Annotated in this window: 19 protein-coding genes; 9 read left to right on the forward strand and 10 right to left on the reverse strand. The window is 71.6% G+C overall.

Features of this window, described 5'->3' with window-relative positions; genetic code table 11:
- Positions 1-4: 4 nt before the first annotated feature.
- Positions 5-886 (forward strand): PD-(D/E)XK nuclease family protein, encoded by an 882-nt coding sequence (locus AB0I04_RS08285; protein ID WP_360880990.1) that lies wholly within the window; start codon positions 5-7, stop codon positions 884-886.
- A 232-nt stretch (positions 887-1,118) separates the two neighbouring features.
- Here the strand turns inward: AB0I04_RS08285 and AB0I04_RS08290 are convergent, their stop codons facing one another.
- Positions 1,119-2,018, reverse strand: coding sequence for an oxygenase MpaB family protein (locus AB0I04_RS08290; RefSeq protein ID WP_360880992.1), 900 nt, complete (start codon positions 2,016-2,018; stop codon positions 1,119-1,121).
- A 182-nt stretch (positions 2,019-2,200) separates the two neighbouring features.
- Positions 2,201-3,070 carry an alpha/beta hydrolase gene (locus AB0I04_RS08295; RefSeq protein WP_360880993.1) on the reverse strand — a complete coding sequence of 290 codons (870 nt, stop codon included), beginning with the start codon at positions 3,068-3,070 and terminating at the stop codon, positions 2,201-2,203.
- Positions 3,071-3,161: 91 nt separating this feature from the next.
- On the opposite strand from AB0I04_RS08295, the gene AB0I04_RS08300 reads away from it, so the two are divergent.
- Complete coding sequence (locus AB0I04_RS08300; RefSeq protein WP_360880995.1) at positions 3,162-3,887, forward strand: glycerophosphodiester phosphodiesterase; 726 nt, start codon at positions 3,162-3,164, stop codon at positions 3,885-3,887.
- A gap of 76 nt (positions 3,888-3,963) precedes the next feature.
- Complete coding sequence (locus AB0I04_RS08305; RefSeq protein WP_360880997.1) at positions 3,964-5,808, forward strand: protein kinase; 1,845 nt, start codon at positions 3,964-3,966, stop codon at positions 5,806-5,808.
- Positions 5,809-5,973: 165 nt separating this feature from the next.
- On the opposite strand, the gene AB0I04_RS08310 is transcribed toward AB0I04_RS08305, so the two are convergent.
- Positions 5,974-7,812: a DEAD/DEAH box helicase gene (locus tag AB0I04_RS08310; RefSeq protein WP_360880999.1), complete on the reverse strand. Its 1,839-nt coding sequence runs from the start codon at positions 7,810-7,812 to the stop codon at positions 5,974-5,976.
- A 407-nt stretch (positions 7,813-8,219) separates the two neighbouring features.
- Between AB0I04_RS08310 and AB0I04_RS08315 the strand changes: the two genes are divergently transcribed.
- Positions 8,220-8,864 (forward strand): ferritin-like fold-containing protein, encoded by a 645-nt coding sequence (locus tag AB0I04_RS08315; RefSeq protein ID WP_360881001.1) that lies wholly within the window; start codon positions 8,220-8,222, stop codon positions 8,862-8,864.
- A 303-nt stretch (positions 8,865-9,167) separates the two neighbouring features.
- Positions 9,168-11,030: a serine/threonine-protein kinase gene (locus AB0I04_RS08320; RefSeq protein ID WP_360881003.1), complete on the forward strand. Its 1,863-nt coding sequence runs from the start codon at positions 9,168-9,170 to the stop codon at positions 11,028-11,030.
- An 82-nt stretch (positions 11,031-11,112) separates the two neighbouring features.
- On the opposite strand, the gene AB0I04_RS08325 is transcribed toward AB0I04_RS08320, so the two are convergent.
- From AB0I04_RS08325 to ligD (AB0I04_RS08355), 7 genes are all read right to left on the reverse strand, one after another.
- The gene (locus AB0I04_RS08325) at positions 11,113-11,376 is read right to left on the reverse strand and encodes a hypothetical protein (RefSeq protein ID WP_360881005.1); all 264 of its coding nucleotides are present in this window, start codon (positions 11,374-11,376) and stop codon (positions 11,113-11,115) included.
- A gap of 116 nt (positions 11,377-11,492) precedes the next feature.
- Complete coding sequence (locus tag AB0I04_RS08330; RefSeq protein ID WP_360881007.1) at positions 11,493-11,720, reverse strand: DUF3107 domain-containing protein; 228 nt, start codon at positions 11,718-11,720, stop codon at positions 11,493-11,495.
- Positions 11,721-11,834: 114 nt separating this feature from the next.
- Positions 11,835-12,455: a TetR/AcrR family transcriptional regulator gene (locus AB0I04_RS08335; protein WP_360881009.1), complete on the reverse strand. Its 621-nt coding sequence runs from the start codon at positions 12,453-12,455 to the stop codon at positions 11,835-11,837.
- 215 nt (positions 12,456-12,670) lie between these two features.
- On the reverse strand, positions 12,671-12,850 hold the full coding sequence (locus tag AB0I04_RS08340) for a hypothetical protein (RefSeq protein WP_360881011.1): 180 nt from the start codon (positions 12,848-12,850) through the stop codon (positions 12,671-12,673).
- Positions 12,851-12,870: 20 nt separating this feature from the next.
- Positions 12,871-14,214 carry an NAD(P)/FAD-dependent oxidoreductase gene (locus AB0I04_RS08345; protein WP_360881013.1) on the reverse strand — a complete coding sequence of 448 codons (1,344 nt, stop codon included), beginning with the start codon at positions 14,212-14,214 and terminating at the stop codon, positions 12,871-12,873.
- Positions 14,215-14,363: 149 nt separating this feature from the next.
- The gene (gene ligD / locus AB0I04_RS08350; protein WP_360881015.1) at positions 14,364-15,260 is read right to left on the reverse strand and encodes a non-homologous end-joining DNA ligase; all 897 of its coding nucleotides are present in this window, start codon (positions 15,258-15,260) and stop codon (positions 14,364-14,366) included.
- Positions 15,261-15,293: 33 nt separating this feature from the next.
- Positions 15,294-16,259 carry a non-homologous end-joining DNA ligase gene (gene ligD, locus AB0I04_RS08355; RefSeq protein WP_360881017.1) on the reverse strand — a complete coding sequence of 322 codons (966 nt, stop codon included), beginning with the start codon at positions 16,257-16,259 and terminating at the stop codon, positions 15,294-15,296.
- Between the two features lie 254 nt (positions 16,260-16,513).
- On the opposite strand from ligD (AB0I04_RS08355), the gene AB0I04_RS08360 reads away from it, so the two are divergent.
- The 4 genes from AB0I04_RS08360 (at position 16,514) to moeZ (ending at position 21,881) form a co-directional block, all read left to right on the forward strand.
- A complete protein-coding gene (locus tag AB0I04_RS08360; protein WP_360881019.1) occupies positions 16,514-17,464 on the forward strand; it encodes a Ku protein in 951 nt (316 codons plus the stop codon).
- A 236-nt stretch (positions 17,465-17,700) separates the two neighbouring features.
- A complete protein-coding gene (locus AB0I04_RS08365; RefSeq protein WP_360881021.1) occupies positions 17,701-19,212 on the forward strand; it encodes a DEAD/DEAH box helicase in 1,512 nt (503 codons plus the stop codon).
- A gap of 470 nt (positions 19,213-19,682) precedes the next feature.
- The gene (locus AB0I04_RS08370) at positions 19,683-20,597 is read left to right on the forward strand and encodes an alpha/beta hydrolase (RefSeq protein ID WP_360881023.1); all 915 of its coding nucleotides are present in this window, start codon (positions 19,683-19,685) and stop codon (positions 20,595-20,597) included.
- A 105-nt stretch (positions 20,598-20,702) separates the two neighbouring features.
- A complete protein-coding gene (gene moeZ / locus AB0I04_RS08375; protein WP_360881025.1) occupies positions 20,703-21,881 on the forward strand; it encodes an adenylyltransferase/sulfurtransferase MoeZ in 1,179 nt (392 codons plus the stop codon).
- Positions 21,882-21,982: the final 101 nt, after the last annotated feature.

The following is a 21,982-nucleotide window of genomic DNA, read 5'->3' on the forward strand; positions in this document are numbered from 1 at the left end:
CGCCATGGCGGCCGAGCAGCTCGGTTTCGAGGGGATGCCGAAGCGGCTCTACCCCTGCACGCCCTCCCGGTTGAACACCTGGCTCGACTGTCCGCGCCGCTACCGGATGACCTATCTCGACCGGCCCAAGCCGGAGAAGGGTCTGCCGTGGGCGCACAACAGCGTCGGTGCCAGCGTCCACAACGCCCTCGCCGGCTGGTGGCGGCTGCCGCTCGACGAGCGCACGACCGAGGCCGCCGGCCGGCTGCTCGACCGGGCCTGGCTGAGTGACGGCTTCCGGGACGACGCCCAGGCCGCCGAATGGCGGCACCGCGCCCGGGAGATGGTGCTCCGCTACACCGCCGGGCTCGACCCGGCGGACGAGCCCGTCGGCGTCGAGCGCACGGTCTCGATGAAGACGCACGTGATCACCGTCCAGGGGCGGATCGACCGCCTCGACCGGCGCGGCGACGAACTCGTGGTCGTCGACTACAAGACCGGTCGCCGGCCGCTGACCGCCGACGACGCCCGTACGTCTCTGGCGCTCGCGCTGTACGCCGCGTCGGCACGCCGCATGATGCGGACCCCGTGCCGCCTCGTCGAGCTCCATCACCTGCCGACCGGCGAGGTCGCGGTCTGGGAGCACACCGACGACTCCCTCGACCGCCACCTCCGGCGCGCCGAGCAGATCGCCGAGGAGTGCGGCGAGGCGGACGAGTGGTTCCGCGCCACCACGCGGCCGGCGGACGTCGCGATCCCGCCGGAGCGCCGCCACGAACGGTTCGACGAGAGGTTCCCGCCCCAGCCGGGACCGCTGTGCGCCTGGTGCGACTTCGCGCGCCACTGCCCGGAGGGCCAGGCCGCCGCCCCCACCCGCGACCCCTGGTCCGCGCTGGCGTCGGACTAGACCTACGGCCCCCGCGAGCCTTACTCCTCAATGGGTTCACGCGGACCGTGAAAGTACGTGCGGCCGTTGATCCGGACCGGTTGCCCGAGCGGAAGGCGCACCGCGTGCGGAGGTTCGTCGAGGTCCACGGCATCCCTGTCCACTTCTGAACCCGCCAGAGGATGCCGCGGCGCAGCGCTTCGTACACGTCGAACGACCTCGGTGACAGCCCTGGCGTAGACGTGAGACGTGGCTAGGCGGCGGCGGGGTCGGGCCAGCGGCGGGGGTCGCGGAGGCCCTGCAGGCCCTTGCCGAGGTCGTAGCCCTCGGCGGCGAGCCGCTGCCGGGCGGCTTCGAGCATGTCCTTCGTGCCCTGCTGGAACGACAGGTCGTGGACCTTCTCCGGAAGGGTGTTCATCGCCAGCCGGAACGATCTCAGCGCCGCCGTCACCGCCGGTTGCGGGATCTCCGGCAGGACGCCGTACATCCGCCGGGCCCAGGCGGGCAGCGAGTAGTAGCACAGGGCGCCGAACGGGACGTACATCGGCTTGCCGGCCGACAGCCACCGCATCTCCTCGGGCAGCTTCGGCCACAGCAGGAAGCGTACGGTCGAGCGGGCCTCCGGGGTGACCTGCAGCTGCGGGCGCATCTCCGCGAAGAAGGCCTCCATCTCCGCGAGGCTGCCCGGCACGTCCTCCTCGTGCAGGCCGACGTAGGTGGCGCTGCGGCGCTGTTCGGCGAGGTAGCGGTCGGCCTGCCGGTCGGTGAGCCGCAACCCGCAGCGCCGCGCGACCTCGAGGTACGAGGAGACCTCCGCGCAGTGCACCCACAGGAGCAGCTCCGGGTCGTCGACGCGGTGCATCCGCCCGGTGTCGGGGTCCTTGATCCGCAGTGAGCGGTGGATGTCCCTGACCCGGCGGCCGAGACGGTCGGCCTCATCGCGCGTGCCCCAGGTGACGACGCCGACGAAGTCGGCCGTGCGCTGGAGCCGGCCGATCGGGTCCTCCTGGAAGTTGGAGTTCTGCCATACCCCGCGCATGGCGATGGGGTGCAGGGCCTGCAACATCAGGCCGCGCACACCGCCGATCCACATCGACCGGTCGATGTGCACCTGCCAGGTGACGCTCTGCGGGGGCTGAACCGTCGCTGCCATGGGATCAGGGTAAGCGATCAGTTACATGAGACGCCAGGTGTTCCTTGTCTCAAAGACGTGTGATCTTCGCTAGGGACACGGAGACGCGATCGTGTTCTCGGGCCCACCGACATCGCAGGCGGCGCGGGGAAGGCGGCCCGGTGCGTCCGTCGCGGCGGCCGACCAGTGGGTACGCGGTGCCGTCAGGCGCGCTCGGCCTCGTTCCAGAAGGCGGTCAGCGCGCTCGCCGCGGTCTCCGGGGCCTCGACGGCGGGTGAATGGGCGGCCCCCGGGATCACGACCTTCCGGGCGCCCAGGCGCTCGGCCATCGCGGCCTGCTCGCGCGGATCCCACCCGTCGTCGTCCTCGCCGTACAGCACGAGGACCGGCAGGTCGGCGTCGTCGGCGACCTTGGCGAGGTCGTCCACCCGGTCGGGGCAGGACAGGACCTCCCGGGCCATCGTCATCAGGCCCGCGGGGGAGTTCATGAACATCCGTCGGCGCAGGAACGCGACGATCTCGGGAGGGACCCCCTTGGCGATCACGTCCGGCTCCATGCGGGTCGACCAGATGTGTTCGAGGCCGACCTTGGGCAGCGCCGCGAGCAGCACCCGGCCCTCGACCTCCCGCGAGCCGCCGATCGCGGCCGGTCCGGAGCTCATCAGCGTGTACGAGGCCAGCATCGTGGGATCGGCGATCACCGCCTCGCGCGTCACCAGCCCGCCGAACGAGTGCCCGACGAGGTGGACGTGGTCGTCGAAGTACTCGAGGACGGCGTTGATGTCGGCGCCGAGCGCGGCGCAGCTGTAGGCCGACGGATCGTCCGGTCCCGGAGTCTCGTGCTGGCCGCGCATGTCGAGCGCGACGACGCGGCGACCGGCGCCCGCCAGGGTCTGCAGCACCGCGATGAAGTCCTCTTTGCTGCCGGTGAACCCGGGGACGAGCAGCGCCGGAGCCCGCTCACAGACACCAGAGCCCGGGAGTGCCTCGAGAACGGCGAACGTACCGCGCGACGTGTGGATCTCCGTGCGGCGGACGCCGGGAGGCAGGGTCAGGAACCGGGGCGTACTCACTGGCAGGAGCTTACTTGCCCATGGGGCTATCGACACCATCATAGCGATTTGGGTGGTACTTCGCTGGGCGTCGCAAAGGTACTCTCGTGGCATGACGGCTGCCGTCTCCGCCCACAAGGGCGGATCCGAGGTCGCCCGGGCCGCCACCTGGGAAGCGTATGAGAGCGCCCTCACCACTGGGGCGGAGTACGTCGAGTTCGACATCCGGCGTACGCGCGACGGCGAGTTCGTCGTCTTCCACGATCCGCGCGTCGCGAACCACCCCGTGGCCGGGCTGACCTATGACGAGCTGTGCGCCGTCGCCGGTCACCGCGTCCCCCGGGTCCGCGACGTGATGGCCCTGATCGCGGGCCGCGCGAAAGGCCATCTCGACCTGAAGGAGGTCGGCGACGAGGACGAGATCATCACGCTCGCCCTCGACCTCCTCGGTCCGGACGGTTTCGTCGCCACGACGCTCGAGGACTCCTCGATCGCCCGGATCAAACGGGAGTTCCCCAACGTCACCGCCGCCCTCTCGCTCGGCCGTAGCCTCCGTGAGGTCTCCTGGCTCTCGAAGGCGCCGACGCGGATCCAGGAGCTGTACCCGCTGCGCCGCATGCGCGAGTGCGGCGCCGACTGGCTCGCGGTGCACCGCAGGCTCGCCCGCGCGACCGTCCTGCGAATGTGCGGCCGGCTCGGCGTTCCGGCCATGGTGTGGACGGTCAACGACGAGCCTCGCATGCGCAGCTTCCTCCGCGACGAACGGGTGACGGTGCTCATCACCGACCGCCCGCGTCACGCCCTGAGCCTGCGCCAGGCGGGCGTCAACCCGGCCTGATCCGGGGGCCGACGGCCGGTATCTCCACTAACCTGCGTGATCATCGGGTTTCGGGGACACGGAGGGCCGGAAGATCATGCCGCTCGACGACCGGGTCGGCTCTCTGCGGGCGGGTGACCCAACCAAGCTGGGCCCGTACCGTCTCCTCGGGGTGATCGGCCGCGGCGGAATGGGCACCGTGTACCTCGCCGAGTCGGCCTCCGCCGAGCGGGTGGCCGTCAAGGTGATCAATGCCGACTTCGCGGACGAGCCCTCCTTCCGCGACCGGTTCCGCCGTGAGGTCGCGGCGGCCCGTCGAGTCCGCAGGTTCTGCACCGCGCCCGTGCTCGACGCGCAGGTCGACGGCGAGCCGCTCTACATCGTCACCGAGTACGTGGCAGGGCCCGACCTCGCGAAGTTCGTCCGGGAGTCCGGCCCGATGAGCGGATCGAGCCTCGACCACCTCGCGGTCGGGGTGGCGACCGCACTCGGCGCCATCCACGGGGCGGGGATCGTGCACCGCGACCTGAAACCCGCCAACGTGCTGCTGTCCCCGATGGGGCCCCGGGTGATCGACTTCGGGATCGCCCGCGCCCTCGACAGCCTGACCGAGGCCACCGGCACCGGCGAGATCATCGGTACTCCGGCGTACATGGCGCCCGAGGTCATCCAGGGCGAGCGGGCGACGACGGCGTCCGACGTGTTCGCCTGGGGCGCCGTCGTCGCCTTCGCCGGTACAGGCGCCGCGCCCTTCCCCGGCGCGATCCTGCCCGCGGTGCTCTACCGGATCACGCACGGAACGCCGCTGCTCGACGGCCTCGACGACGCGGTACGGCCGCTGGTCGAACAGGCCCTGAACAAGGACCCGGCCCGCCGCCCGACCGCGCAGGAACTCCTCACCGGACTCGTCGTCCCCGCCCGGACCCCGACCGCGCCGCCACGGACCGGCTCGAGCGCCCGCGACACGCCGGGCGACCCCGGAGACTCGGAGACCGTCGCCTCCGCGCGTGCGACCCTCCCGTCCCCAGGCGACCCGGGGAGCTCGGAGATCGCCGCTTCGGCGGATGCGACTCGTCCGTCCCCGAGCGATCCCGGAAGCCCGGCGACCGCCGGTTCCGCCAGGACGCCCCGTGCGCCGGCCACGACGCCCGGCGCGGACGACGTGGCGGGCACCGGACCGGCGGCGCCGGAAGCGGCCGTACGGGGCTGGTCGCGGTCCCGGCGTCTCGCCTGGGTCGGTGCGGCCGGTGCGGCGGTCGCCGTCACGGTCGGGTCGGTCATCACGCTCTGGCCTTCCGATGGCCGGACCCAGGGAGGGGAGACGAACCTCACCGCGGTCTACACCAGCGAGTTCGCGTCGAACGCGCGGACCTGGGGCGTCGACAAGGGAACCTCCTACGTCGGCGGCCGCTATCGCATGAAGGCCGAGGGCAGGACCGGCAACGATTCCAAGCCGGCGCCGTACCCGTCCCAGAACCTGCCGGCTCGCATGGAGGCGGACGTCGATGCGAAGGTGGTCTCCGGACCGGGTGACGGCATGATGGGCCTATGGTGCCGGGGGCCGGACGACCAGATCCTCGACGGTTACGTGTTCCTCGTCCGGCGTGACGGTCACGGCGCGTTCATTCGCAAGGTGACCGCCGGGGGCTCCCAGACGCTCGCGCAGGTTCCACTGGCCACGGGCTACGACGTGAAGGACGGCCTGGATGAGCGACCACCGGGGGCGAATCGTTTCGGGATCCAGTGCGAGTCCGACGGGGCGAAGGTCCGTCTTCGGCTGTCGCTGAACGGGAGGCTCACCGCTGAGGCCACGGACGCCCATGACCCGCTGGCGCTCGGGCAAACGGGACTTGTGGTGATGCGGGGCAGCGGAGCACACGGCGGCCGGATGATCGTGGACTTCGACAACTACGAGATATTTCGGATCAGCGGCCCGCGCTGAGGGGTGTCACCGGCCTGGCCGACGCTCCTCGAAGGGGACGCGTCACCCGGTCGGGTCTGGTCACCGGACGCGCGCCACCCGGCCGCCTCGGTCGGGGGGCACGAATAAGGGGCGTGACCGATGACCACGCCCCTCTTCAACCGCGCGTCAGGCGGACGCGCGCGCTCAGCCCGTCCGAGCGCGCCGCTTCTTCCGGGCCGCAGGCCGGACCGGCTCGGCGAACTCCGGCAGGTCGTCCGCGTCCGCAAGCGCCGGCGGAGCCAGGAACTGCACCATCGGGATGCCCGCCGGGCTGATCAGCACCGGGGCCGACACCGGCTCGCGCCGCTGCGCGGGTGCCTTGGCGACCTCTGGTGCCGGGTCCGGCTCGAACGGCGTCACCGGGCTCGCCGGGATCTCGGGAACATCGGCGGTCTCGTGCTCCGCGGCCGGTGCGACGGGCGCCTCCGAGGCGCGCCGGCGCGTGCGGCGCGGGGCCGTGACGGCCTCGGCCGGCTCCGGCGAGACCTCGACCGCAGGCGCCGTCACCTCGACCGCAGGCGTTGCCTCCTCGACCGCAGGCGTTGCCTCCTCGACCGCAGGCGCCGTCACCTCGACCGCAGGCGCCGTCACCTCGACCGCAGGCGTCGCCACCTCGACCGCAGGCGTCGCCGCCTCGGCCACCGGTGCCGTCGCCTCGGCCGGGTGCGTGGCCGGGTCCGGCTGGCGGCGGGTGTGCCGCCGTGCCGTCTGGGCGGCCGTGGCCGCCTCGGCCTCGTGCGCCGTCGGTCGGCCGCCGCGGGTGCGCTGGCGGGAACGGGTGCGCTCCCGGGTGGCACGACGCGGCTCTTCCTCCTGCCGCTGGTGCGACCGGGAACGACCGGTCTCGCCGATGTCCTCGACCTCCTCGGCCTCCAGCCCCGCACGCTCCCGCTGCGCCTTCGGCAGGATGCCGGTGACGTCGGACGGGATGTCGAGCACCTCGTACAGGTGCTCAGAGGTGGAGTAGGTCTCGGCCGGCTCCGCGAAGTCCAGGTCGAGCGCGGTGTTGATCAGCTTCCAGCGCTGCAGGTCCGCCCAGTCGACGAGCGTCACCGCGATGCCCTCTTTGCCCGCCCGGCCGGTGCGGCCGATGCGGTGGACGTAGGTCTCCGCGGCGTCCGGGCACTCGTAGTTGACGACGTGGGTCACGTCGTCGACGTCGAGGCCGCGGGCCGCCACGTCGGTGGCGACAAGCACGTCGATCTTGCCGGCGCGGAACGCGCGCAGGGCGCGCTCGCGCTGGCCCTGGCCGAGGTCGCCGTGCACGGCGGCGGCGGCGAACCCGCGCCGGGTGAGGTCCTCGGCGACTCGGTCACAGGCGCGCTTGGTCTGGCAGAACACCATGGTCAGGCCGCGCCCGCGGGCCTGCAGGACCCGGGAGAGCAACTCGGGCTTGTCCATCTGGTGCGCCTGGAAGACGTGCTGCACGACCTGCGGAGTGGTCTCGGACTCCTCGTGTGACTCGGCCCGCACGTTGGTGGGCCGGGTGAGGTACTTGCGAGACAGCGCGACGATCTCGCCGGGCATGGTGGCCGAGAACAGCATCGTCTGGCGACGCTCGGGCACCTTGGCGACGAGACGCTCGATGTCGGGCAGGAAGCCGAGGTCGAGCATGCGGTCGGCCTCGTCGAGGACGAGCACCGAGACCTGGGACAGGTCGAGGTACTTCTGCTTGACCAGGTCGAGCAGCCGGCCCGGCGTGCCGACGACCGCCTCGACGCCGTTCTTGAGGGCGTCGATCTGCGGCTCGTACGCGCGCCCGCCGTACACCGACAGCACGCGGCTGCCGAGCTTGCCGCCGGCGACGATCAGGTCGTCGGTGACCTGGATGGCCAGCTCACGCGTCGGCACGATGACCAGCGCCTGCGGCTTCTTCCCGCCGTGCTCGATACGCTGCAGCAGCGGAATGCCGAAGGCCAGGGTCTTGCCGGTGCCGGTGCGCGCCTGGCCGATGATGTCGTGCCCGCCGAGGCCGATGGGCACGGCGAGTGACTGGATCGGGAACGGTTCGACAATGCCCTCTGTTTCGAGGGCGTCTGCTATTTCGGGGACAACCCCGAGATCACGAAAGGTCGTCAGGGCCTTCAGCCTCCCAGTGTGCGGGGTCCGCTCAACGCCGCGGGCGCACCGGTACGGTGGCGCGGCGAGCCATCTCGCGGTCGCGACTCATGCGCCGTCTCCGGCAGGGCTCTCGGGCACCCGCCGGTCGTCGCATTCGGTCGCGCCTTCGCGCGGGAGGGACCAACCGTCAAATTCTTCCTCAGGAGTGACCGGGTATGGGGTCGCGCTCTGCAGCGACCGGTCACAGTTCGCCACGCAGTGTAGCTGGCGGGGGCCGAATTCAAAAGCCCCGCTGTAGTCGTCAACGCCGCCGCGTACGATTTCATTTCATGGTTTCGGCCGGAGCGACGCCTCGATCCCGGTCGGTCGAGCTGTACGGCCTGCTGGCGTGCGTGCGGCTGACCGCGTTCGAGCAGCGTGCGGCGGACGCGGGGCGGGCGGCGTCGTACGAGGACACGGTGGTCCTCGCCGGCCTGGCGACCGGCGCGTTCGCGCAGTTCGAACTCCTGCGGGACCGGCTCATCGAGGCGGGCGCGGATCCGTACGAGGCCATGCGCCCGTTCCAGGAGGCGATCACCGCGTTCCACGAGCGCACGCGTCCGGCCGACGCGATGGAGGCGCTGACCAAGGTGTACGTCGCCGACTCCATCGTGGCCGACCTCTACCGCGAGGCCGTGGAGAAGGCCGACTCCGCGACGCGGACGGCGGTCCACGAGTCGCTGGCCGATTCCGGCCATGCCGAGCTCCTGCGAGAACGCCTGCGCGCCGCCGCGGAGAACGATCCGCGGCTGGCGTCCCGGCTGGGGCTGTGGGCCCGGAGGCTCGTGGGCGAGACGCTCAGCCAGGCCCACGCGCTCGCGGAGGGGCACCCCGCGGTGGGCGCCCTCTTCGGCGAGGAGGACGTCGCGACGATGTTCGGCCGGATCGTCGACCGGCATCAGGCCCGGATGCGGGCGATCAACCTGCGCGACTGACAGCCGATCAGCCAACCTGCGCGACTGACAGCCGATCAGCGGAGCCGGCGGCCTCCCGGCTCCCGGGATCGCCCCCGGACGGGCGGGCCGCATCCGCCGAGCCGGCGGCCTCCGATTCGGTCACCGTGCGTGACCGGCGACGCCCGCTCACGGGACGGGTCCCGGCGCCGCGCGCCGCCCTGTGGATCGGCCGATGGAGCCGACCGCGTGGCGTTGCTTCCAGTCACACTGTGTCTCCAGTACCTTCCCTCCGGGCATAGGAGGACGAATTTGGGCGACTGGGCGCTTCCCGGCTATACGGAAGTGCGTGAGCTTGGAGAAGGCGGCTTCGGCCGTGTGGTGCTCGCGCGACACGAGGACTCGGGGACTCACGTCGCGGTGAAGTACCTGACCGCGAACCTCCTCTCCGATCAGCGATTCCTCACCGGCTTCCGGGCCGAGGCGCAGATACTCCGGCATCTGGACAGCCCGTACGTCGCGCGCCTGTACGACTTCGTCGAGTCCCCGCAGGGCGCGGCGATCGTGATGGAGGCGGTCGCCGGGATCTCGCTGCGGGCGCTCCTCGAGGAGCACGGCCCGTTCGAGCCTGAGGCGGCCCTGACGGTGCTCAAAGGCTCCCTCCTCGGGCTGAGTACCGCCCACGAGCGAGGCGTCGTCCACCGCGACTACAAGCCCCCGAACGTCCTCGTACGCGACGACGGCCAGAGCAAACTGATCGATTTCGGGATCGCCCTGCGTACCGGGGAGGTCGGCGACATCCTCGGCACGCCGCCGTACATGGCGCCCGAGCAGTGGCAGGGCGCGCCCGCGACCCCCGCCACCGACGTGTACGCGGCGACGTGCGTCTTCTTCGAGTGCGTCACCGGCCATACCCCGTTCCGCGGCGACAGCACGCAGGCGTACCGCGCCCAGCACACCAACACCCAGGTGCCCCTGAGCGACCTTCCGGAGGCGGTACGCGGACTGGTCGCCCAGGGGATGGCCAAGCACCCGGCCGAGCGCCCGGCGGGCGCGGCGGCGCTCGTGACGGGACTGGAGCAGGCGGCCACGGCCGCGTACGGGCCGGATTGGGAGTCCAACGGGCGGCGACGCCTGGCCGAGGCGGCCGCCGGGCTGGCGGCGCTCCTTCCCTTCGCGGCACTGCTCGCGAGCGGCTCGGGAGCACCGGCGGGCGGCGGCGCGATCGGCGGCGCGGCGAGCGGCGGGGGCGCGGGCGGTGCGGCCGGGGCGGGCGGTGCCGGGTCCACGGCCGGTGGGGGAGCGGCGGGCGCCGGAAGCGGCGCGGGTCACGCCACGGGCATCGTGCAGGGAACGGGAAGGGCGCTGCTGTCGGGGACCGGGGCGAAGGTGGCCGTGGCGATCGCCGGGGCCGTCGTCGTGGGCTCGGCCGGGACCGCCGCCGTCGTCGTCGCGGGCGGGGGCCACCCGGCGGCGAAACCGACGCGTCCCGCGGCCGTCGTCCAGCCGGTCAGCGTGAACGTCGCGGCCTCCACGACGACGCTCCGCAAGGGCCGCACCATGATCACGCGGTACGTCCAGGTGAGCGGGCTGAAGAACGCCGCCGTCCAGGCCAAGGTCAACAAGGCGCTGAGGACGCAGGTCGACCGCACCATGGCCGATTTCAAGGCGGCGTTCGTCATGCCGACGAGCCAGTCCGACAGCGCGCCGACCGGAACGCTCCAGTCGGCCGCCACGGTGGGCCTGGGCGGTCCGAAGCTGCTGTCGGTGACCTACACCTTCGACGACAGCAGCGGCGCCAACCGCCTGATCCCGGTGAGCTCCCAGTTCACGCTCGTGTTCGACCTGTCGACGGGCCGGCAGCTGGGAGTCGCCGACCTGCTGCTCCCCGCCGCGCGGACGAACACCGGCGCACGGGCCCTCGCCCGGATCATCGCCCCGAGCGCGCACGGAGGGGTCTGCCTCCCCGGCACACCACTCACCGGGCACGCTCTGGGCGGTGAGCTGGAGGTCGCACCGACGGCGACCGGCATGACGTTCACGATCCGCAACTGGATCGACCTCGGCTGTCCGCACGCCGACGTGGGGCGGGATTTCAACGTGCCGTACGCGCGGCTGGGAGCGTACGTCCGCCCGGAGATCGTGACGGCCGCCGAGGCATCGAAGCCGGGAACGGGGACGGCCTCGCCCACCCCGACGCACTCCTGAACGACGAGGCCCCCGCCGGGGGAGCGGGGGCCTCGTCTGAGGATTCAGCTGTGTTCGCTGAGGTCGGCTCGGACCGGCTCGGTCAGGACACGCCGCGGCGGGATCCCCAGCGGCCGCGGCCGCTGATCAGCGCGACGCCGGCGGCGGCCACCAGGACCGAGATGATGAAGGCGATGATGCTTCCCGCCCCGAGTGCGTTGGCGATGAGGCCGCCGATGAGCGCCCCGGCGATGCCGATCAGGATCGTGAGGACGATGCCCATGGGGTTCCGGCCTGGCACGACCAGACGCGCGAGCGCCCCGATGATGGCGCCGATAATGATGAACCAGATTATTGTCATCAGCATTTCTCAGACCACCTCCTGCCGGATCGATTCCGGCGCTTCGGATTCGCGCGGTCTGTATGCCCTCGATCGAGGGACTCATTCCAGTCTTTTTGGAAAGTCGGAACGAGCCCGTTCGATCAGTAGGAGCCGAAGCCGACGCTTCGCGTCTCCGACTCGTCGATCTCCACGTAGGCGAGCTTGGCCGCGGGCACGACGACCCGCGCGCCGTTCTTGCTGCGCAGCGTGAAGACGCCGTCGTCCTCGGCGACCGCGTCGTTCACCGCGCGCTCCACCTCATCGGCGGACAGCGAGGTCTCGACGACCAGCTCCTTGGCCACCGACTGCACACCGATTCGCACCTGCACGTTGTTCCCTCCGTCGGGGGGCGAGGCCACGACCGCCCGTGGCGTACGTCTGGACCGATCCGGCCCACCGGCACTATCGCACGGTCGGCGGGGAGCCGGCGCCCCCGGCCCGGCTCAGGTGGTGCGGGGGAAACCGCCGATGCCGCGCCACTGCAGGCGCGCGATGAGGTGCTCGGCCTGCTCCTTGGAGATCGTGCCCTGCACCGACAGCCAGTAGCGCGCGCTGACCTCCGCCATGCCGACCAGGCCCATCCCGAGCAGGTGGGCCTCGTCGCTGGAGACGCCGGTGTCCTCCTGGATGACCTGAGCGATCATCTCGGCGCACTGCTGGTTGGCGCGGTCCACCCGGGCGCGTACGGGGGCGACGTTGCGCAGATCGGACTCGAAGACCAGGCGGTAGGCCTGGCCCTCGCCGGCCACGAAGTCGTAGAAGGCCTCGATGGTCCGCTGGACCCGCAGCTTGTTGTCCGGTGTGGAGGCCAACGCGTCGCGCAGGCGCTGGACGAGCCCTTCGGCGTGCTCGTCGAGCAACGCGAGGTACAGCTCGAGCTTGCCTGGGAAGTGCTGGTACAGCACCGGCTTGCTGACGCCTGCCCGTTCGGCGATCTCGTCCATCGCGGCGGCGTGGTAGCCCTGCGCGACGAACACCTCCTGGGCGGCGCCCAGGAGCTGACGGCGGCGGGCCAGCCGCGGGAGCCTCGTGCCCCGGGGGCGGGCGTCCGGGGTTGCGGTCACCTGAGTTCTCCGATCACCTGTCCGGGCGACGCCGTGGCGCCGCGCACGTTGAGGCCTACCATCCTACGACCGGGTAACGTCGGATCGGCGGAAAGCCGTCACCGGGACTTCCACGGCGGCGCAACGGTGCGCCTCCGGGGCGGCGCCACCGCGGATCTCCGCGGCCGCGCCGCCGTGCGTCTTCACACCGGCTCTCCGGGGGGCCGTTCGGGCCGTCACCGGTAGTCGTCCTCGTCGAGCTCGACCTCGAACCTCTGCTCCGCGGCGTCGGCCTCGTCGACCTCGACCGGCAGCGTGGTGGGCCACCGGCGTTCGCCCTCCCGCACCGCGACGTGCTGCTCGGCGGCGTCGGCCTCGGCGGCCTCGAGGCTCAGTTCGATCCCGTCTTCGGACATGGTCTTCCCCCCAAGGAAGCTCAGAGCTGCTCGGCCAGTTCGCGTAGGACCGGTTCGATGGCCTCACCGTACGTCGGGAAGGCGTGGACGACATCGGTCAGGATGCTCAGCGGTGTCTCGGCCCGGATGGCCAACGTGATCTCGCTCATCCACTCCTCAGCGTAGAGTCCGACGGCGGCGGCGCCCACGAGAACGCCCCGCGCCCGGTCGGCGTACACCTCCACCCGGCCCCGGTCGTCGTCCTCCACGGCCGCGCGGGCGGTCCCGGCCAGGTCGTACCCCGCCGCGACGAGTTCCAGCCCGGTCGCGGCCAGCGGGGAGACGCCCACCGCGTACACCGACGGCGTCGTGTAGACCGCACGGGGGATCGCCCGGTAGTCGGCCTCCCGGCGCTTGCCGAGGACGTTCGAGACGACCACTCCGGCCTGGTAGTTGGCGGCGTGCGTGTAGGGCGCGACGCCGGTCACGTCGCCGGCCGCCCAGACCGTGGTGCCGTCGGTGCCCGTCTCCTCGGTGAGGAGGGCCTTGCAGGTGGCGTCGACGGCGATGCCGCGCTCCGGGTCCAACCGGATGCCGATCGCCTCGAGACCGAGGCCCGCGACGCGCGGACGCCGGCCCGCCGCGATGAGGATGCGGTCCGCGTCGATGTGGTTGCCGTCGGACAGCCGCAGCCGCAGGCCGGTCTCGGTGCGCTCCGCGTGCGTCGCCGCGACGCCGAGGCGCAGGTCGGCGCCCATACGGCGGAGCGCGTCGGCGAGCACGTCGCCGACGAACGGCGCCTCGGCCGCCAGCAGCCGCTCGGCCTGCTCGACGAGCGTGACCTGCGAGCCGAACGCGGCGTAGATCTGGCTGAGCTCGCAGCCGACCGGGCCGCCGCCGAGCACCACCAGCCGGCGCGGCAGGTCGGGCCGGGTCAGCGCCTCGTCACTGGTCCACGTCGGCACGTCGTCGATGCCCTCGACCGGGGGCCGCACCGCCTCGCTGCCGGTCGCCACCACCAGGTCGGTGTAGCCGTACTCGGCGCCGTCGACCTCGACCACGCCCGGGCGCACGACCCTGCCGTGGCCGCGTACGACGGTCACCCCGGCCTCGGCCATCTGCGCGGCGGTGGCCGCGTCGTCGAGATGACGGGTCACCTCGTCGCGCCGCGCGACCGCGTGCTCCCAGGTCTCGCCGAGCCGGGCCGAGTGCAGCAGCGTCTTGGAAGGCATGCACGCGAAGTAGGGGCACTCCCCGCCGACCAGGCGGCCCTCCACCAGCGCGACCGACCGGCCCGCCCGAGCCAGCTCGGCGGCGATGTTCTTGCCGGAGCCCCCGCCCAGTACGACGACGTCGTAGCGCCTGTCCTGCGCGTCGTCCGTCACCTGATCATCCTTCCCATTCCACGCGGCATGCGCGTGTCACCTCCACCAGTGCCCACGGCTTTCCGGTGCCGTGGCCACCGCCCCACGATTGTGGACCCTCCGACCAATGGTGACGCACCGGGCACCTTCCGTGTACGCATCCCGAAGGTTCACGGCAGCTTTTGACGAAGCGTCAAGAGCGGTTCGAGGAGGTCGCCGTGCCGGTTGACGCGCTCGCGCACCTCATCGGGCCCGAACCGCAGCACCGCGTCGGACTCGACCTCGTCCCACGTCACCGGCGTGGAGACGGAGGGCTCCTCGGCGGCTCGCAAAGAGTACGGCGCGACCGTGGTCTTGTGCCGGTTGTTCTGGCTCCAGTCGACGAAGACCTTGCCGGATCGAAGCCTCTTCTCCATCCGGCTGACGACGAGACGCGGATGCTCCCTCTCGAGTCCGCGGGCCGCCTCCTTGGCGTACGCCGAGGTGCGCCCGTCGGAGGTCTCCTCGATCGGGACGTACAGGTGCAGGCCCTTCTTGCCGCTCGTCTTCGGGAACGACCGCAGCCCGTCGGCCTTGAGGAGGTCGCGCAGCAGGCAGGCGACCTCGCGCGCCTCGTCCACCGAGGCCGGTGGGCCGGGATCGAGGTCGAAGACCAGCAGGTCCGGCGCGTGCGCGCCGCCGCGCGGGCCGACCCGCCACTGCGGGACGTGCAGTTCCAGGGCGGCCAGGTTCGCGCACCAGACCAGGGCGGGAAGGTCGTCGACGACCACGAAGTTCACCGCGTCGCGGCTCCCGCCGGGCGTCGGCAGGCGGACCGTGCGGACCCAGTCGGGGGTGTGCCCGGGCGCGTTCTTCTCGAAGAACGACTGGCCGTCCACGCCGTCGGGGTAGCGCAGCCGCGTCGCCGGACGGTCCTTCAGGTGGGGCAGGATGACCGGCCCGATCCGGGCGTAATAGTCGATGACCTCCCCCTTCGTGAAACCGTGCCGGGGGTAGAGGACCTTGTCGAGGTTGGACAGCGTCAGCCGCACGCCGTCGACCTGGACGCTCGTCTTCGTGCCGCTCACCAGCTCTCCTCGGGTTCGGCTCCGGCGGCTCTGTCAGGGCTCCGGGTGGACTTCTTCGGGGTTCAGGTCGGGGCGCAGCCCGCGCCATGACGCGTGGAGCAGCATTCCGTCCAGGGTCCAGCGGGAGAACTCCACCTCGCCCACGAGCCAGGGCTCCACCCAGTGCGCTTTGCGGGCGTACTCCCGGGGGACCTCCTCGGCGTACGGGCTGGTGGGCCGCTCCAGCGGAGTGAGGATCTTGTGCAGGTCGTCCAGCGCCGCGTCCGTGAACCCGGTGCCGACGTGCCCGACGAACCGCAGGCCGCCGTCCGCGTACGCGCCGAGCAGCAGCGACCCCACGCCGCCTTCCCGGCGGCCCTGGCCCTCCTTCCAGCCGCCGATGACGACGTCCTGGGTGCGGAAATTCTTGATCTTCCGCCAGTAGTCCACCCGGCGGCCCGGGCGGTACGGCGAGTCGAGCCGCTTGGCGATCAGACCTTCCAGGCCTTGCTCCTTCGTGTAGTCGAGGAGTTCCTGGACCTGGTCGACGGCCGAGCCGGGCAGGTACGGCGGGGCCTCGATCGGCCCGGCGGCCAGCTCGAGCTCGTCGAGCAGGGCACGCCGGTCGCGGTACGGCATGTCGTACAGCAGATGACCGTCCAGAAACGTCAGGTCGAAGGCGACGAAGTGCACCGGGACCTGGCGGATCAGCCGGGCGTCCGGACGGTCGACGTGCATTCGGTGCTGCAGCCGCTGGAAGCTCGGCAGGCCGCGTTCGTCGAAGGCGACGACCTCGCCGTCGACGACGGCCGTCTGGTCGGGCAGGAGATCGGCGAGGGCCTGCAGCTCGGGGTAGCGGCCGGTCGCGTCGAGGCCGCGGCGGCCGACGGCGCGCACCTGCCCGCCGGAGACGTACACCATCGCGCGTACGCCGTCCCACTTGAGTTCGAGGCCCCAGCGGTCGGCGTCGTCCGGCAGCTCGCCCGGGGACGCGAGCATCGGCTGGACATTGGAGGGCATGGGGTCACCCATACGATCTTTTCTGCCCATCCGGCCCGTCTCTGACGCCACGGGCCGCCCCGGATTCGCCGATCATTCACCGCCCTGGCCGAGACCGGCCGTGTTCCTCTGGAAGGGGCTGTGGTTTCGTGGAAGAGACGCGAGAACAAAGGTTCCACCACGCGGACGGCGCGGAGCCGGACGTACACTCGGATCGATCGCATTCCGGGGCGTCGGAGCAGGTAGATCGACACGCCGGAGGGTAAGGACACCTCATGCGCAGCATCTGGAAAGGCGCGATCTCATTCGGGCTGGTCACGATTCCGGTGAAGCTCTACTCCGCTACCGAGCAGCGCGACGTGGCGTTCCATCAGGTCCACCGTGAGGACGCGGGCCGGATCCGGTACAGGCGCGTGTGCACCAAGGACGGCGAAGAGGTGCCGTACTCCGACATCGCCAAAGGGTACGAACTCCCGACCGGGGAGATCGTCGTCCTGACCGACGAGGACTTCGCCGAGCTTCCGCTTTCGACCAGCCGCCGCATCGACGTCCTGCAGTTCACGCCGGAGGAGCAGGTCGACCCCATCTTCTTCAACAAGACCTACTACCTGGAGCCGGACGCGCAGGGCGTCAAACCGTACGTCCTGCTGCGCGACGCCCTCGAGGACTCCGGCAAGGTGGCCGTGATCAAGGTGGCGCTCCGGCAGCGCGAGTCGCTCGGCACGCTGCGGGTGCGGGACGGCGTGTTCGTGCTCGAGACGATGCTGTGGCCGGACGAGATCCGCGAGGCCGACTTCCCCTTCCTCGAAGAGGACGTCGACGTGCGCTCGCAGGAACTCCAGATGGCCGCCTCGCTGATCGACTCCATGACGGGCGACTTCGAGCCGACCGACTACAAGGACCGCTACCGCGAGGCCCTGGAAGCGGTCATCGAGGCGAAGATCCAGGGCAAGGAGGTCGTCGCGCCCGAGGCCGAAGCGGAGGTCCCGGCGGCGGCCGACCTGCTCAGCGCGCTGCGGGCCAGTGTGGAGGCGGCGAAGAAGGGCCGCTCCGACAAGGGCGACGGCGAGCCCCGCAAGGCCGCCGCGAAGTCCGGTCCGCGGGGCGGCAAGGACGGCGCGGCCGCGAAGAGCGGACGGGGGACGGCCAAGACCGGCGCGGCGAAGAAGACCACCGACACCAAGTCCAAACCCAAGACGAAGACCGGAACCCGCAAGACGGCCTGACCGAGCAAGGGAGGCTGACCGGACAAGACCGGTCCGGACCCGCGCAAGACGGTTCGACCCGAGCGGAAAAGCGACCTGCCGGGTCGGGAATGAACCGTCCCCGGGGCGTGTTGGGACCCCATGTAAGCTCTGTGATTCATGTTCAGGCGTGTTCTCGCGCCGACGGCCGGCTTGGAGTCCGCAATCCCCCACCTTGCGGAACCTCTCGAGGCGGGCCATTTCCGAGAGGTTCTTTCTTGACTGACGTTTCGTCGACCCTGCCCACTTTCGCCGAGCTCGGCCTGCCGGCACCTCTGGTGTCGGCGCTCGAACGCCGCGGCATCACCGCGCCGTTCCCCATTCAGGCCGCCAGTGTCCCCGACGCCCTCGCCGGGCGGGACCTGCTCGGACGCGGCCAGACCGGATCGGGCAAGACGCTCGCGTTCGGCCTGCCGGTGCTGGCGGGGCTCGCCGGCGTGCAGGCCGCTCCCAAGCGGCCGCGCGCGCTCATCCTCGTCCCCACCCGTGAACTCGCCATGCAGGTCCAGGACGCCCTGGCCCCGCTCGGCCGCAGCCTCGGGCTGCACACCAAGACCGTCGTCGGCGGCATGTCGATGTCCAAGCAGATCCAGGCGCTGCAGCGCGGCGTCGACCTGCTGGTCGCCACGCCCGGACGGCTCACCGACCTCATCGAGCGCGGCGCCTGCTCGCTCCGTGACGTGCGGATCACCGTCCTCGACGAGGCCGACCACATGTGCGACCTCGGCTTCCTGCCGGCGGTCTCCAAACTGCTCGACATGATCCCGTCCGACGGGCAGCGGATGCTGTTCTCGGCCACCCTCGACGGCGACGTCGACAAGCTCGTCCGCCGTTACCTGCACGACCCGGTGACCCACTCGATCGCCCCGGCCGCCGCGCCGGTGGAGACCATGGACCACCACCTGTTCATCGTCGACCGCGCCGACAAGCAGGACGTCCTCGCCGAGGTCGCCGGCCGCGAGGGCCGTACGATCATGTTCGTCCGCACCAAGCACGGCGTGGACGCGCTGGCCAAGAAGCTGGCCCGCGTCGGCGTCCGCGCGGGCGCCCTGCACGGCGGCAAGACCCAGGCGGCTCGCACCCGCACGCTGGCGGACTTCCGCGAGGGCAAGGTCGGAGTGCTCATCGCCACCGACGTGGCCGCCCGCGGCATCCACGTCGACGACGTGAGCCTCGTCGTGCACGTCGACCCGGCCGCGGACCACAAGGACTACCTGCACCGCGCGGGCCGCACCGCCCGGGCGGGCGAGCGCGGCACCGTCGCCACGCTGGTCGCCCACAACGAGGTGCGCAACACCGAGCGCATGATGCGGCGTGCCGGAGTCCGGGCGCTGCGGTCCAAGGTCGCCGCCGGCGACGAGACGCTCGTCCGGATCACCGGCGCGCAGCCGCCGAGCGGCATCCCGGTCGAGCCCGACCCCGAGCCGCGGCCCCAGCGCCGTGGCCCGCGTCCGGGCGGCCGTCGCGACCGGCGCCCCGGCGGGCGGTTCGAGAGCCGCGGGAACTCCCGGCAGGGTGGCCGCTTCGACGGCGAGCACCGCGAGGCGCGCCAGGGCGAGCACCACGACGGCGAACACCGCGAGCCGCGTCACGGCGGGTACCGCGACGGGGAGCGCCGTGACGGCGTCCGGCAGCGGCGGGACGCCCGTTCCGGCGGCCCGGGCGGTGCGCGTTCCGGGGGCGTCCGGAGCGGGTCCGTACGCCATGACGGGAGCCGCGCCGGCGCCTGACCGGCACGACGACCTCCGTCCCGCGCCCGGCGACGGCGCGCGGGGCCGGAGGCGTCCGCTGACGGGCCCGCGCCGGGACGCTCACGACCCCGTACGGCGACGCTCGCCGGGCCCGGCAGTGAGGTCGCTCCGCGAGCCCGACCGCGACGCTTGCCAGGCGCCGCTGTGAGAAGGCTCACGCAGGTCCGGTGGCGCGGCGCTCGCCAGGTCCCGGGCCAGGACGCTCACCAAGCCTTTTGTCACAACGTTCACGAGACCCCGCACCGAGCACGGTGCGGGGTCTCGTTCCTTAAGATCCGGTCAACTCGGGCGAGGACCCCGATCGGCCGCGGGTATCGTTCACAGTGATTTGAGCTTCTCCCGTCGCTGGACGGGAGATTTTCTACTCCTCGCGCAGGAGGGCAGAAGAGAGGAGGCAGCGGCGGCTCCTCTCCGACCTGACGGCCGGAGGCTCCACGCCGCGTGCAGGGATGACCACACCGATCCCGAAGTGGCCGGGTGAGCTGTTCCGGCTGGGCGACCGCGAAGTTTTCGTGCGCACGGCGACGCCAGGCCGCGACGACGCCGAGCCGGGCGTGTTCGTGCACGGACTCGCGGGCTCCTCTTCCAACTGGACCGACCTCATGGGGCTGTTGTCCGACGAGGTCGCCGGAGACGCCGTCGACCTGCCCGGATTCGGGAACTCGCCGCCGCCGCCCGACCGCGACTACTCCGTCGACGCCCACACCCTGACCGTCGCGCGACTGATCGAGAAACGCGGCCGCGGCCCGGTCCACCTGTTCGGCAACTCCCTCGGCGGGGCCATCGCGACCCGCCTCGCGGGCACCCGCCCCGACCTGGTGCGCACCCTCACCCTGATCTCGCCCGCGCTGCCCGACCTGCGGCCGAGGTACGGTCCCGCGCGGATCCTGGCCGCCACCATGCCCGGAGTCGGGCCGTGGGCGGTCCGGCGGCTGGCCGCCCTGCCCGCCGAGCAGCGGGTACAGGGCACGCTGGACATGTGCTTCGCCGACCCGACCAGCCTGCATCCCGACCGGGTGATGGAGCTCGTCGATGACGTACGCCACCGGGACGGGCTGCCCCACAACGCCGAGGCGCTGCTCGCGTCGTCGCGTGGCATCGTCACCGCCTACATGCGGCGCTCGCTGTGGCGCTACGCCGCGCGCGTCATCGCGCCGACACTGGTGATCTACGGCCGGCACGACCGGCTCGTCGACCCGCGCATGGCCGCCCGCGCGGGCCGGGTGTTCAAGCGCTCCCGTGTGGTCGTGCTGCCCGACGTCGGCCACCTCGCGCAGGTGGAGCGCCCCGAGGCCGTGGCGCGGGAGTTCCGGGCGCTGCTGGACGACGCCCACCTGCGCCTGCCCGACGTCACCGCGGGCTGATCCGGGATCGGCCGTTCCGCGGGAATGCGGGCGGGCATGACAGAGTTGTCATCAGTTCAGGACGACGGCGTCCGCACCGAAACCCAGCACGCGCAGGAGACAACCGTGTCGTTGCCACCCCTGGTAGAGCCCGCGAGCGAGCTCTCCGTCGACGAGGTCCGGCGCTACTCGCGTCACCTGATCATCCCGGACGTCGGGATGGCCGGGCAAAAGCGGCTGAAGAACGCCAAGGTGCTGTGCGTGGGAGCGGGCGGGCTCGGCTCCCCGGCCCTGCTCTACCTCGCCGCCGCCGGCGTGGGCACCCTCGGCGTCATCGACTTCGACGTCGTCGACGAGTCCAACCTGCAGCGCCAGATCATCCACGGGCAGTCCGACGTCGGCCGGCCGAAGGCCGAGTCGGCCGCCGCCTCGGTCCGCGAGATCAACCCGCTGATCAACGTGATCGTCCACAACGAGGCGCTGTCCAACGACAACGTCATGGACATCTTCAGCGGCTACGACCTGATCGTCGACGGCACCGACAACTTCGCCACGCGCTACATGGTCAACGACGCGGCCGTGCTGCTCGGCAAGCCGTACGTCTGGGGCTCGATCTACCGGTTCGACGGTCAGGCGTCGGTCTTCTGGGCCGAGCACGGGCCGTGCTACCGCTGCCTCTACCCCGAGCCGCCGCCTCCCGGCATGGTGCCGTCGTGCGCCGAGGGCGGCGTGCTGGGCGTGCTGTGCGCGTCGATCGGCTCGATCCAGGTGAACGAGGCGATCAAGCTGATCGCCGGGATCGGCGAGCCGCTCGTCGGGCGCCTGATGATCTACGACGCCCTGGAGATGAGTTACCGGAGCGTCAAGGTCCGCAAGGACCCCGAATGCCCGCTGTGCGGCAAGAACCCCACGATCACCGAGCTCCTCGAGGACTACGAGGCGTTCTGCGGCGCGATCTCCGACGAGGCCGCGGACGCGGTCAAGGACTCCACGATCACGGCGACCGAGCTGAAGGGCCTGCTCGACACGGGCGACATCTTCCTGGTCGACGTCCGTGAGCCGAACGAGTACGAGATCGTCAACATCCCCGGCGCCACGCTCATCCCGAAGGGCGAGTTCCTGTCCGGCGCGGCCCTCGAGCGGCTGCCCCAGGACAAGCGGATCGTGCTGCACTGCAAGTCCGGCGCCCGAAGCGCCGAGTGCCTGGCGATCGTCAAGGACGCCGGCTTCTCCGACGCCGTCCACCTCGGCGGCGGAGTGCTGGCCTGGGTCAACCAGATCGAGCCGGCCAAGCCGACGTACTGATCCACCGCCGGGCGGAACCGCCCGGTGAGCCGGTCTGCGGGCGGCGACGCCCCCCCCCCACCACCCCCCAAAACCAACCCAGGGAAGAACGGGCGGGGCCC

The sequence above is a fragment of the Actinoallomurus sp. NPDC050550 genome, from assembly GCF_040655075.1.
Classification (GTDB): Bacteria; Actinomycetota; Actinomycetes; order Streptosporangiales; family Streptosporangiaceae; genus Actinoallomurus.